We start from the raw sequence: 11,346 nt of genomic DNA, 5'->3' as shown, positions 1-11,346 counted from the left end.
GGACAAACAGGCGCCAAGAGCTTTTGCCCTTGCGCGGTGCCGCTGTATAGCGCGGCTCACGATGTTGCAAAGCCACAACCCTTCAGGTGGGCCTCCAGGCGGCCCTGCCGGCAGTCGCCGCGCTGCCCCGATCGATCGCCCGATCGTGCTCGTCGGGCTGATGGGCGTCGGCAAGACTACCGTCGGCCGCCGCCTCGCGCTGCGCATGAACCTGCCGTTCGTCGATGCCGATCACGAGATCGAGGCGGCGTCGGGCATGACCGTCGCCGAGATCTTCGCCAAATATGGCGAGGAGTATTTCCGCGACGGCGAACGCCGCGTGATCGCCAGGCTGATCGACGGTACGCCCAAGATCATCGCGACCGGCGGCGGCGCGTTCATCAACGACGACACGCGCGCGCTGATCCTGCGCGACGCGGTGTCGGTGTGGTTGAGCGCGCATCCCGACATTCTCGTCGAGCGTGTCGGGCGGCGTGACACCCGCCCTTTGCTGCGCAACCGGGATCCGGGCAAGGTGCTCGCCGAACTGGCGCGCGTCCGCAACCCGATCTACGCGCAGGCGCATATCCATATCGTCAGCAACAAGACGCCGCACGAAGCGACCGTCGCTGCAATCCTGAGAGCGTTAGGCCGATGAAGACCATTACCGTCGAACTGGGCGCGCGGACCTACCCGATCCATATCGAGGCGGGACTGCTTGGCCGCGCCGGCGAATTCATCGCGCCGCTGGCAAAGGGCCGGCGCATCGCGATCGTCACCGATGCGAACCTGGCGACGCATCTGGCCACCCTCCAGGCTTCGCTGAGCGCCGCGGGGCTCGAATCCGAGGCGATCGTGCTGGCGCCCGGCGAGGGCAGCAAGAGCTGGGCGACGCTCGAGATGCTGTGCGACCGGCTGCTCGAACTCGGGATCGAGCGTGGCGATCATGTCGTCGCGCTGGGCGGCGGCGTGATCGGCGATCTCGTCGGGTTCGCCTGCGCGATCCTCAAGCGTGGATGCCAGTTCGTGCAGATCCCGACGAGCCTGCTCGCGCAGGTCGACAGCTCGGTCGGCGGCAAGACCGCGATCAATACGCGCGCGGGCAAGAACCTGATCGGCGCGTTCCATCAGCCGGCGATGGTGCTGATCGACCCGAAGGTACTCGACACGCTGCCGATCCGCGAGTTGCGTGCGGGCTATGCCGAGGTCGTGAAATACGGGCTGATCGACGATGTCGCGTTCTTCGAATGGTGCGAGGCCAATGGCGCGGCGTTGCTCGCGGGCGATTTGGGTTTGCGCGAATATGCGATCGCGCACAGCGTGTCGGCGAAGGCGCGGATCGTCGCGGCGGACGAGCACGAAACCAACGGGACGCGCGCGTTGCTCAACCTCGGCCACACGTTCGGGCATGCGCTGGAGGCGGAGACCGGGTTCTCGCAGGCGCTTATCCATGGTGAGGGCGTGGCGGCGGGCTGTTCGCTGGCGTTCGGCTTTTCGGCGGCGCAGGGTCTGTGTTCGGAAGCAGACGCGCAGCGCGTTGCGGCGCATTGGCGCGACGCGGGGCTGCCCGACGGGCTGGCGGCGGCGGGGGTCGACGCGAGCGGCGCCCGGCTCGTCGATCATATGCGGCACGACAAGAAGATGGCGGCGGGAACGCTGCCGTTCCTGCTCGCGCGCGGGATCGGCGGGACCTATCTCGACAAGACCGTCGACCTCACCGATGTCGCGGCGTTCCTTGACGCGCAGGCCCGCTGATGCCCAACGGTGTCGCCAAGCAGAACCTGCCGACCAAGGTGTGTCCGGCGTGCGAGCGCCCGTTTACCTGGCGCAAGAAATGGGCGCGCGACTGGGACAATGTGATCTATTGCTCGGACGCGTGCCGCAAGAAACGGTGACGCGTCACGCCGTGCGGGCCACCGGTTTGCCGACGTCGCTCTTGCGCCGGCCATAGGCGAAGTAGAGCGCCAGCCCGGCGGCGTTCCAGATCACGAACCGGGCGAGCGTCGACGAGGGCAGGCTCGCCAGCAGGTACAGGCAGCCGACGACGGTCACGCTGCCGACGACATAGGCCGCGGGGCAGCGGAACAGTCGGGGCAGGTGTGGCGCGGTGCGGCGCAGGACCATCAGGCAAATCCCGACCGAGATGAACGCGATCAGCGTCCCTGCATTGGCGAGTTCGGCGATCTCGTCGAGGCGGAAGAACCCCGCGACCGCGGCGATCGACAGGCCGGTGAGCAGCGTGATGAGCGTCGGCGACCCGGTCCGCTTGCTGACCTTGGCGAGACCGCGGGGCAACAGGCCGTCGCGTGCCATCACAAAGAAGATGCGGCTCTGCCCGTACATCATCACCAGGATGACCGAGGGCAACGCGATCACCGCGGCGAGCGCGATCAGCTGTGCCGCGAATGGCTGGCTCAGCTGGCGCAGCACCAGCGCGAGCGGCTCGGGCGAGTTGGCGAGCTGTGTGAACGGCAGCGCACCGATCGCGCTGACCGCGACCGCCATGTAGATCACGGTGCACACCAGCATCGAGCCGACGATCCCGATCGTCAGGTCACGCTTGGGGTTCTTGGTTTCCTCCGCCGACGTCGCGACCGCGTCGAAGCCGTAAAAGGCGAAGAACACGATCGCCGCCGCCGCCATCACGCCGCGCTTGTGCCCGCCGAGTTCGGTCGAACCAAAGCCGTAGGGCATGAACGGGTGGAGATTGTCCGCCTTGAACGCGGGCGCCGCGTAAACGACGAAGATCGTCAGCGCGACCAGCTTGATAAGTACGAGCACGATGTTGAGCGTCGCGCTCTGCCGCGTGCCGAGGATGAGCATCCCCATCACGCCAAGCGAGACCAGCACCGCGGGCAGGTTGACGAGGCCGCCGCCATGCGGCCCGACCAGCAGCGCGTGCGGCAGATGCACCCCCGCCGCCTCGATCCAGCCGACCAGATAGCCCGACCAGCCGACCGCGACGGTCGAACAGGCCAGCGAATATTCGAGGATCAGGCTCCAGCCGACCACCCAGGCGACGGTCTCGCCGAGTGCGGTGTAGCTGAAGGTGTACGCGCTGCCCGCGGCGGGGATCAACGTCGCGAGTTCGGTATAGGCGAGCGCGGCGCAGGCGCAGATCGCGCCGCAGATCACGAAGGCGAGGATCACGCCCGGCCCCGCGCGCTCCGCGCCGACGCCGACCAAAGTGTAGATCCCGGTGCCGACGATCGCCCCCACCCCGAGCGCGATCAGATGCGGCCAGCTCAGCGTTTTCGCCAAGCTGTGATCCTGGCCATGGGCAGACGCTTCGAACGATTTACGCGGTCCAAACATGCCCATCCCCGGTTATGCTCCCTAGTCTCGGACTGCGTCGAACTGCGCGCGCAGATCGGTCAGCGTCGATTGAATATGGCTGGTCAGCAGAGTCAGCATGCGATCGTCGTCGCGCGCGAGCCACGCGTCGAGCAGCTGCCGATGTTCGAGATGCGCGCGATCCTCACGCCCCGCGGGGCGCAGATGCGCGACGACGTAGCGCTCGGCGAGGATCGCCAGCCGCTCGACCATCTGCGTCGTGAGCAGGCGCCGGCCCGGACGGACCAGCGCGGTGTGGAACACGCGGTTGCGGATCGCGACCTCGGCGAGGCGTTCGCACGCCGCGCTGTCGAGTTCCTCGAACGCGAGGATGGCGATCGCGCGATCCGAGTCGTTGGCGACGGTCGAGGCGTAAGCCGCCGCCTGCGGCTCGATGCTGAGGCGCAGCGCGAAGATGTCGTCCGCCTCGTCCGCCGACATCGGCTGGACCGAATAGCCGCGATTGGCGTGGCTGGTCAGCAGGCCCTCCTGCTCGAGCCGCGCAAGTGCCTCGCGCAGCGGGATCTTGCTGACCCCGAGTTCGGTCGCCAGCGCGTCCTGGCGGATCGCGGTATGACCCGCGAGCTTGCCCGTGACGATCTGTTCGCGGACGATCTCGAACACCTGTTCGGACAGCGTGCGGACGACGATACTCATAGGAAGAAGGCTCCGGGGGCAGAAGTGCAGCGCCAGCATAGCCCAATATTCATGGAAAACGGTTCACGAAACTTGGAACCCCTCCCAGAAACGGTCCTCGCGGTCGATCCAGATCGTATTGAACCCAGTTGCGACCGCCGATCCCTCGATCGACGGGATGATCGCGGGGGTGTCGCCGAGCGCGGTCTCGGCCTCGACACGGCCGATGAAGCGGCTGCCGATATAGCTTTCGTGGACGAACCGGTCGCCGACCGACAACCGGCCCTGGTCGGCCAGATGCGCGAGCCGCGCGGAGGTGCCGGTGCCGCACGGGCTGCGGTCGATCGCCTTGTCGCCGTAGAAGACGGCGTTGCGGCCATCGGCACCGTCGCTTTTTGCCACGTCGGCCCACAACACGTGGCTGACGCCGCGGATCGTCGGATCGAGCGGGTGGACGGGCTCGAACTGCGCGCGCACCGCCTCGCGAACGCGGCCGCTGAGCGCGATGATCTCCGCCGCGCCGAGGTCGTCGAGCCCGGTGTACCGCCCCTGCGGCTCGACGATCGCGTAATAATTGCCGCCATAGGCGACATCGATGCCGAGCGGCCCGATCCCCTCGACGTCCACGCGGATATCGCGCGCGGCGACATAGGCGGGGACGTTGGTGATCCGGACCGCCGTCACCTTCGGGCCCTCGGTCTCATAGGCGACGTCGATCACGCCCGCGGGCACCTCGATCCGCAACCGACCGGGAAGCGCGGGCTGGATCAGCCCGTGTTCGAGGCCGAACGTCACCATGCCGATCGTGCCGTGGCCGCACATCGGCAGGCACCCGCTCGTCTCGATGAACAGGATGCCGATATCGGTATCGTCGCGCGTCGGCGGGTAGAGGAACCCGCCCGACATCATGTCGTGCCCGCGCGGTTCGAAGCAGAGCCCGGTGCGGATCCAGTCGAACCGCGCGAGGAAATCCTGCCGCCGCTCCGACATCGAAGCGCCTTTAAGCAACGGCGCCCCGCCCGCGACGAGGCGGACCGGGTTGCCCGCGGTGTGGCCGTCGATGCAGAAGAAGGTGTGGCGCATCAGTTCGAGAGCACCGGGCGCGTCGCGGCTGCGTGCTCGACCATCGCGATCACCTCGGCACGGCGTGCGCCGACCAGCGGATAGCGCGGCGGCAGGACGCGCTCGGACCCGCGGCCCATGACCTGCTCGGCGAGCTTGATCGACTGCACCAGATCATGCTCGGCATCGAGGTGGAGCAGCGGCATGAACCAGCGATAGATCTCCATCGCCTTGGCATGATCGCCGCGCGCGAACGCGTTGACCAGCTCGACCGACTCGCGCGGGAATGCGTTGGTGAGCCCCGAGACCCACCCTTGCGCGCCCAGATACAGCCCCTCGAGCGCGACGTCGTCGAGCCCGGCGAACAGCACGTACCGGTCGCCGAACGCGGTCTTCACGTCGGTGAAACGCCGCGTGTCGGGCGCCGATTCCTTGACCGCGACGATGTTCGCGACGTCGACCAGCGCGGCCAGCACGTCGTTGTCGATCAGCGTGCGATAGGCGGGCGGGTTGTTGTAGAGCATGATCGGCAGCCCGACCTGCTCCGCCACGCCCTTGAAATGCGCCACCAGCTCGTGAGGCTTGGGCACATAGACCATCGGCGGCAACAGCATCAGGCCGTCCGCGCCGACCTTTTCCGCGGCCTGCGCATAGCGCACCGCGCGGCGCGTATCATATTCGGAGACGCCGGTGATGACGGGGACGCGCCCTGCGACCGCCTCGACGATCGCGGTCAGCACCGCGACCTTTTCATCATACTCGAACGAGTTGTTCTCGCCGACCGTGCCGAGCGCGATTACCCCGGTCACGCCGTCGCGGATCAGGTCGTCGACGACGCGTTGGGTATCGGCAAGATCGACGCTCATATCCTCGCGGATCTGCGTCGTTACGGCCGGAAATACGCCTTTCCATTCGACAGACATTGGGTATCGACCTTCCTGCGTTTCAATATATATACCGTATACGAAAGCGGATAACGCGGTGCAACAGGAGAATGACGTGACGGCGAACAGGCGCGCGATCGGTATAGTCGGCGGCGGCGTGGTCGGCTTGTGCTGTGCGGTCGCGCTGCTCGATCGCGGGCATGACGTGAGTGTGTTCGAACCTGATGCCGATTACAACGCCGCATCCTGGGGCAATGCCGGGCACATCGCGGTCGAGCAGGTCGAACCGCTCGCCTCGCCTGCCGCGCTGCGGTCGGTGCCAGCGCGGCTGTTCAGCGCGGGCGGTGCGCTCGCTTTGCCGCCGTCGATGGTGGCGCGGTGGCTTCCGTTCGCCGCCCGGTTGATCGCCGCGTCGACGCCGGCGCAGTTCACGGCGGGCACCGCGGCGCTGACGCCGCTGCTGGCGGGGGCGATGCCTGCCTGGTGCGACCTGGTCGAGACGATCGGCGCGCCCGACCTGGTGCGGGCCGACGGCCATGTCGTGATCTGGGACACGCCCCAGCAGGCGGAGGCCGGCCGCAGACGCTGGTCGCGGAGCGCGATCGGGACGGCGCGGATCGTCGATGCGGAACCCGCCTTGTTGCGGCGGCTCGGCTTCCTTGCCGATCCGGTCGGGGGGGCGATCCGCTTCACGGGCAGCGGGCAGATCGTCGATCTTCGCAAACTCGCGACCACGCTCGAGGCCGCTGTCTCGGTCCGCGGCGGCCGGATCGTCCGGGAGGCGGCGCGGCTGACGGACGAGGCCGGGCGGACCGGAATTGCGGGGCACGACGTCGATCTGGTGCTGGTGACGGCCGGGGTGCGATCGCGCGCGCTGCTCGAGCCGCTCGGCTACCGCGTGCCGATGATCGCCGAGCGCGGCTATCATATCCGCGCGCGCGCCGATGGCTGGCCCGCCGACCTGCCGCCCTTGGTGTTCGAGGATCATGCGATGATCGTCACGCGCTATGCCGACTGCGTGCAGGCGGCCAGCTTCGTCGAACTCGGCGATCCCGACGCGCCGCCCGATCCGCGCAAATGGGCGCGTCTGGAACACCATGTCCGCACGCTCGGGCTGCCGATCGAGGGACCGTTCGAGCGCTGGATGGGTGCGCGGCCGACGCTGCCCGATTACCTTCCAGCGATCGGCCGGTCGACGCGCCATGCCAATCTCGCTTATGCGTTCGGCCATCAACATCTCGGGCTCACGCTCGCGCCGGTGACCGCGACGCTCGTCGCGGCCATGCTGGCGGGGGATACCCCGGCGGTGTCGCTCACGCCGTTCGACCTCGACCGCTTTGGTAAAAAAGGACCTCGCGCATGACCATCGGCGGATCTTCGATAGCCGACGAACTGGCGACCATCGCCCCCTGGGCGACGCCGGCGCCACGCATCGCGCTGGCCGAGCGGATCGCGCGGCTCGACAAGGCGCGCGCGCTGGTCGAGGCGGCGGGTGCCGATGCGCTGCTGATCGGTGCGGGGGCGAGCCTGCGCTATTTCGCCGGGATTCCGTGGGGCGCGACCGAGCGGCTGGTCGCGCTGCTGCTGCCGGTGAAGGGCGAGCCGATCCTGATCTGCCCGCGCTTCGAACAAGGCTCGCTCGAGGCTGCGGTCGAGATCAAGGCCGAGCTGCGGCTCTGGGAAGAGGATGAGAGCCCCTATGCGCTGGTCGCCGATGCGGTGCGCGGTCGGCTGCTGCTCGATCCGCAGCTGCCTTACGGCATGGCGAGCGCGCTTACCGCGACCGGGCTCGATCTCGGCGATGGCGCGGCGGTGATCGACGCGTGCCGGATGATCAAGAGCCCGGCCGAGATCGCCTTGCTGCGCCAGGCCAAGGCGATGACGCTCGACGTCCAGCGTCGCGCCGCGCGGATCCTTCACCCCGGCATCGCCGCGAGCACGGTGATCCGCTTCATCGACGATGCGCATCGCGCGATTGGGTCTTCGGGCTCGTATTTCTGCGCGGTGCAGTTCGGCCGCGCGACCGCCTTTCCGCACGGCCTCCCCGGCGACCAGCTGCTGGAGGAGGACCAGCTCGTGCTGATCGACACCGGTTGCCAGGTCGAGGGCTATCATTCCGACATCACCCGCACCTACGCGTTCGGCCGGGTCGGCGACGAGGCGCGCGCGATCTGGGATATCGAGCATGAGGCGCAGGCCGCGGCGTTCGATGCGGTGCGGCCGGGCGTGCCGTGCGAGGCGATCGACGCCGCCGCCCGCGTGGTGCTGGAGAAGGCCGGGCTTGGGCCCGACTACCGCCTGCCCGGGCTGCCGCACCGCACCGGCCACGGCATCGGCCTGTCGATCCACGAGCCCGCCTATCTGGTCCGCGGCGACCGCACGCCGCTCGCGCCCGGCATGTGCTTTTCGAACGAGCCGATGATCGTGGTGCCCGATCGATTCGGCATCCGGCTGGAGGATCATTTCCACGTCACCGACACCGGCGCGGCCTGGTTCACCGAACCGCAGCCCTCGATCGACCGGCCGTTCGGCTAGCGGCCCCCCAAGTCTCCGTCATCCTGGGCTCGACCCAGGATCCAGAGCCACGGACGCAGGCTTTGCTTGGCTCTGGATCCCAGCCTTCGCTGGGATGACGGAATGGGGATGATGGAATGGGGGTGACGGGGAGCGTGGCTCACTCCTCGTCGGGATAGGGCCCCTTGCCGCCCGCCGCAATCAACTGGTCGGTGCGTGCCTCGATCACCGGTACGGGCACCGATCCCAGCGCCAGCATCGCGTCGTGGAATGCGCGGATGTTGAACTTCGGCCCCAGCGCGGTCTGCGCCTTCTTCTGCGCGGTCTGGAACGCGATCTGGCCCATGTAATAGGACAGCGCCTGCCCCGGCCACGCGATGTAGCGATCGACCTCGGTCTCGATCTCGTGATCCGACAGCGCGGTGTTGTCGTGCAGATAGGCCTGCGCCTGCGCCCGGCTCCAGCCCTTGGCGTGGATGCCGGTATCGACCACCAGCCGCGCGGCGCGCCACGCCTGGTAGCTCAGCATCCCGAACAGGTCGTACGGCGTCTCGTACATCCCCATGTCCTCGCCGAGCGTCTCGCAATAGAGCGCCCAGCCCTCGCCATAGACCGACAGATACGTGTCGCGCCGGAACGCGGGGAGCGCCGTGTTCTCCGCGGCGAGCGGCATCTGGAACGCGTGGCCCGGCGCGCTCTCGTGCAGCGTCAGCGCGACCTGCGAATAAAAGGGCCGCGACGGCAGCGCGTAGGTGTTGACTAGATAGATGCCCGGGCCCCCACGCCCGCCGGTGTAGAAGGGCGCGATGTCTGCAGGCACCGGCCGAATCGCGAACCGGCTGCGCGGCAAATGCCCGAACCATTGCGAGGCCTTGCCGTCGAACGTCTTGGCGATCCACGCCGCGCGGTAGAGCAGGTCGTTGGGCGTCTTGGGATAGAATTGCGGATCGGTGCGCAGGTGGTTGAAGAACGCCTGCAGGTCGCCGTCGAACTTCACGCTGTTCATCACGCCCTCCATCCGCCCGCGGATCTTGGCGATCTCGGCGAGGCCGAGCGCGTGGATCTGGTCGGGCGTGAGGTTCTGCGTGGTGTATTCGCGGATCTTCGACTGGTAATAGGCCTTGCCGTCGGGAAGGTCGTACGCGGCCAGCCCCTCGCGCGCATGCGGGATATAGTCGGTGCGCAGGAACTTCAGCAGCGTCGCATAGGCGGGCACGACCGCCTGCGCGATCGCCGCCGTCCCCTCCGCGCGCAGCGCCGCCTGATCCGCCGCCGGGATGGTCGAGGGGAACGCCTTGAACGGTTCGTAGAAGAGCGACTCCTGCGGCGTCTTCGCCTCGGCCACCTGCGCGACGCCGATGTCGCGGCCGGTCAGCGTCACGCGCGCCGGCGTGAAGCCGCGCGCGAGCCCGGCGCGCATGTTGCCCGTCTGCTGGTCGAAATAGCGCGGGATCTGGCGCATCACCGCGATATAGTCGCGATAGTCCTTCACCGACTTGAAGCTGCCGCGCGCGCCCTCGGCGACATCGCCCCAGAAGCTCGTATCCGCGGTCAGCGGCTTTTCGTATTCGCGATAGCGTTGCTCGGCGAGCAGCGCGTCGATCTGTTGCGCATAGACCGCATAGTTGATGCGATTGGCGGGCGAGAGGCTGGCGGGTGCGATCGCCGCCAGCTGGCGCGACACGTCGGTCCAGCGCGCGAGGCGCTCGGCCTGCGCCTTGGGCCCGACGTCGGGCAGGCGCGCCGCCGCGCCCGGATTGTCCTCGCCCTGCGCCATCTGGCGTTGCCGCCATGCATATTCCGACGTGTAGAGCGCCTTGAACCGCGCATCGGCCCCCGTCCTGGCAGCCGTCTGCGACGGCTTGGCGGGCATCGCGGCCACCGCGGTCGAGCCCAGCGCGAGCAGCAGGATCATCGCCTTCATCGTCATTCTCCCGGAACCAGCGCCATGATGTCGCGGTACAATGCGCCGGGTATGACCACACCCTCTGCCAGACTTCGCGCCCGCGCCGCATAGCGCCGTTGCGACGGCAGGCGCGCGCCCTGCCCCTCGATCGCCGCGAACATCGCTTCGGCGCGCGCGAGGTGCTCGGCGACCGCATCGCCGAGGAACCCGGCGGGATCGATCGCGACGATCAGCTCGCCGCCGATCGGCGATCCACCGCGCGCGGCGTCGGCGTCGAGCGACTCGCGGCTGGTCATGTCGCCGATCAGCGGCCCCGCGAGCAGCTCGACCATCGCCGCCAGCGCAGAGCCCTTGTGCCCGCCGAACGTCCGCATCGCACCGTTCAGCACCGCCGCCGCGTCGGTCGTCGGCTGACCGTCCGCGTCATAACCCCAGTCGTCGGGGACGGGGCGGCCCGCACGCCGATGCAGTTCGATCTCGCCGCGCGCGACCGCGCTGGTCGCAAAGTCGAACACGAACGGATGGTCGCCGGGACGTGGCCAGCCGAACGCGATCGGGTTGGTCCCGAACACGGGCACCGTGCCGCCCGCGGGCGCGACCCAGGCATGGCTTGGCGTGACCGCGAGCGCGACCAGCCCGCGCTCGGCCAGCGCCTCGACCTCGGGCCACAAAGCGGCGAAATGCACGACGTTGGTCAGCGCCAACGCGGCGATCCCATAGCCGCGCGCCTTCTCCTCCAGCCTCGCGCGGCCGCGCTCGAACGCGAGTTGCGCAAAGCCGCCGCCGCCATCGACGCGGACCAGCGCCGGCGCGGGCTCGCTTACCACCGGGTCCGCATCGACCGCGACGACGCCCTTGGCGATGCTGTTCGTCGCGACCAGCAGCCGGTAGATGCCGTGGCTCGCACAGCCGTCGCGTTCGCCGGCGACCATCGTCTCCGCCACCGCCTCGGCATGCGGGCGCGACAGGCCTGACCCGAGCAGGACCGTGCGCGCCAGCGTGCGCACTGCGTCGAGCGTCATCCGCACGTCT

At 68.5% G+C, this 11,346-nt stretch carries 11 protein-coding genes; 5 read left to right on the top strand and 6 right to left on the bottom strand.

Going from position 1 to position 11,346, the window contains the following annotated elements:
* The first annotated feature begins 61 nt into the window (after nucleotides 1–61).
* From EV283_RS07585 to EV283_RS07575, 3 genes are read left to right on the top strand one after another with little or no spacing between them, the layout of a single operon-like run.
* Nucleotides 62–637, top strand: a complete 576-nt coding sequence (locus tag EV283_RS07585; RefSeq protein ID WP_082445440.1) for a shikimate kinase — start codon at nucleotides 62–64, stop codon at nucleotides 635–637.
* On the top strand, nucleotides 634–1,734 hold the full coding sequence (aroB, locus tag EV283_RS07580; protein WP_130324182.1) for a 3-dehydroquinate synthase: 1,101 nt from the start codon (nucleotides 634–636) through the stop codon (nucleotides 1,732–1,734). The genes EV283_RS07585 and aroB overlap by 4 nt, the downstream gene beginning before the upstream one ends.
* Entirely contained in the window at nucleotides 1,734–1,874 is a 141-nt protein-coding gene (locus EV283_RS07575; protein WP_130324180.1) for a DUF2256 domain-containing protein, read from the top strand. The genes aroB and EV283_RS07575 overlap by 1 nt, the downstream gene beginning before the upstream one ends.
* A 4-nt stretch (nucleotides 1,875–1,878) precedes the next feature.
* Here EV283_RS07575 and EV283_RS07570 read toward each other — a convergent pair whose 3' ends face one another.
* The 4 genes from EV283_RS07570 to EV283_RS07555 form a co-directional block, all read right to left on the bottom strand.
* The gene (locus EV283_RS07570; RefSeq protein ID WP_242615855.1) at nucleotides 1,879–3,294 is read right to left on the bottom strand and encodes an amino acid permease; all 1,416 of its coding nucleotides are present in this window, start codon (nucleotides 3,292–3,294) and stop codon (nucleotides 1,879–1,881) included.
* 21 nt (nucleotides 3,295–3,315) lie between these two features.
* Nucleotides 3,316–3,969 carry a GntR family transcriptional regulator gene (locus EV283_RS07565; RefSeq protein ID WP_056420250.1) on the bottom strand — a complete coding sequence of 218 codons (654 nt, stop codon included), beginning with the start codon at nucleotides 3,967–3,969 and terminating at the stop codon, nucleotides 3,316–3,318.
* Nucleotides 3,970–4,032: 63 nt separating this feature from the next.
* Nucleotides 4,033–5,031, bottom strand: a complete 999-nt coding sequence (locus EV283_RS07560; protein ID WP_130324176.1) for a 4-hydroxyproline epimerase — start codon at nucleotides 5,029–5,031, stop codon at nucleotides 4,033–4,035.
* A complete protein-coding gene (locus EV283_RS07555; RefSeq protein ID WP_130324174.1) occupies nucleotides 5,031–5,933 on the bottom strand; it encodes a dihydrodipicolinate synthase family protein in 903 nt (300 codons plus the stop codon). The genes EV283_RS07560 and EV283_RS07555 overlap by 1 nt, the downstream gene beginning before the upstream one ends.
* Nucleotides 5,934–6,009: 76 nt before the next feature.
* On the opposite strand from EV283_RS07555, the gene EV283_RS07550 reads away from it, so the two are divergent.
* Both EV283_RS07550 and EV283_RS07545 read left to right on the top strand, forming a co-directional pair.
* Complete coding sequence (locus EV283_RS07550) at nucleotides 6,010–7,257, top strand: FAD-dependent oxidoreductase (protein WP_242615854.1); 1,248 nt, start codon at nucleotides 6,010–6,012, stop codon at nucleotides 7,255–7,257.
* Nucleotides 7,254–8,429: a Xaa-Pro peptidase family protein gene (locus EV283_RS07545; protein WP_130324170.1), complete on the top strand. Its 1,176-nt coding sequence runs from the start codon at nucleotides 7,254–7,256 to the stop codon at nucleotides 8,427–8,429. The genes EV283_RS07550 and EV283_RS07545 overlap by 4 nt, the downstream gene beginning before the upstream one ends.
* Before the next feature lie 139 nt (nucleotides 8,430–8,568).
* Here EV283_RS07545 and EV283_RS07540 read toward each other — a convergent pair whose 3' ends face one another.
* Both EV283_RS07540 and EV283_RS07535 read right to left on the bottom strand, forming a co-directional pair.
* Complete coding sequence (locus EV283_RS07540; protein WP_242615853.1) at nucleotides 8,569–10,332, bottom strand: DUF885 family protein; 1,764 nt, start codon at nucleotides 10,330–10,332, stop codon at nucleotides 8,569–8,571.
* Between the two features lie 2 nt (nucleotides 10,333–10,334).
* On the bottom strand, nucleotides 10,335–11,336 hold the full coding sequence (locus tag EV283_RS07535) for an Ldh family oxidoreductase (RefSeq protein WP_130325004.1): 1,002 nt from the start codon (nucleotides 11,334–11,336) through the stop codon (nucleotides 10,335–10,337).
* Nucleotides 11,337–11,346 lie beyond the last annotated feature (10 nt).

The organism is Sphingomonas sp. BK036 (assembly GCF_004216825.1).
GTDB lineage: Bacteria > Pseudomonadota > Alphaproteobacteria > Sphingomonadales > Sphingomonadaceae > Sphingomonas.
The sequence above is the reverse complement of the archived record's forward strand: the minus strand, read 5'-3'. Positions and strand labels throughout refer to the sequence as shown.

Coding starts and splice junctions, on each gene's coding strand:
- EV283_RS07535 (WP_130325004.1), bottom strand. CDS start 11,336: ATGACGCTCGACGCAGTGCGCACGCTGGCGCGCACGGTCCTGCTCGGG.
- aroB (WP_130324182.1), top strand. CDS start 634: ATGAAGACCATTACCGTCGAACTGGGCGCGCGGACCTACCCGATCCAT.
- EV283_RS07565 (WP_056420250.1), bottom strand. CDS start 3,969: ATGAGTATCGTCGTCCGCACGCTGTCCGAACAGGTGTTCGAGATCGTC.
- EV283_RS07560 (WP_130324176.1), bottom strand. CDS start 5,031: ATGCGCCACACCTTCTTCTGCATCGACGGCCACACCGCGGGCAACCCG.
- EV283_RS07540 (WP_242615853.1), bottom strand. CDS start 10,332: ATGAAGGCGATGATCCTGCTGCTCGCGCTGGGCTCGACCGCGGTGGCC.
- EV283_RS07585 (WP_082445440.1), top strand. CDS start 62: ATGTTGCAAAGCCACAACCCTTCAGGTGGGCCTCCAGGCGGCCCTGCC.
- EV283_RS07570 (WP_242615855.1), bottom strand. CDS start 3,294: ATGTTTGGACCGCGTAAATCGTTCGAAGCGTCTGCCCATGGCCAGGAT.
- EV283_RS07545 (WP_130324170.1), top strand. CDS start 7,254: ATGACCATCGGCGGATCTTCGATAGCCGACGAACTGGCGACCATCGCC.
- EV283_RS07575 (WP_130324180.1), top strand. CDS start 1,734: ATGCCCAACGGTGTCGCCAAGCAGAACCTGCCGACCAAGGTGTGTCCG.
- EV283_RS07555 (WP_130324174.1), bottom strand. CDS start 5,933: ATGTCTGTCGAATGGAAAGGCGTATTTCCGGCCGTAACGACGCAGATC.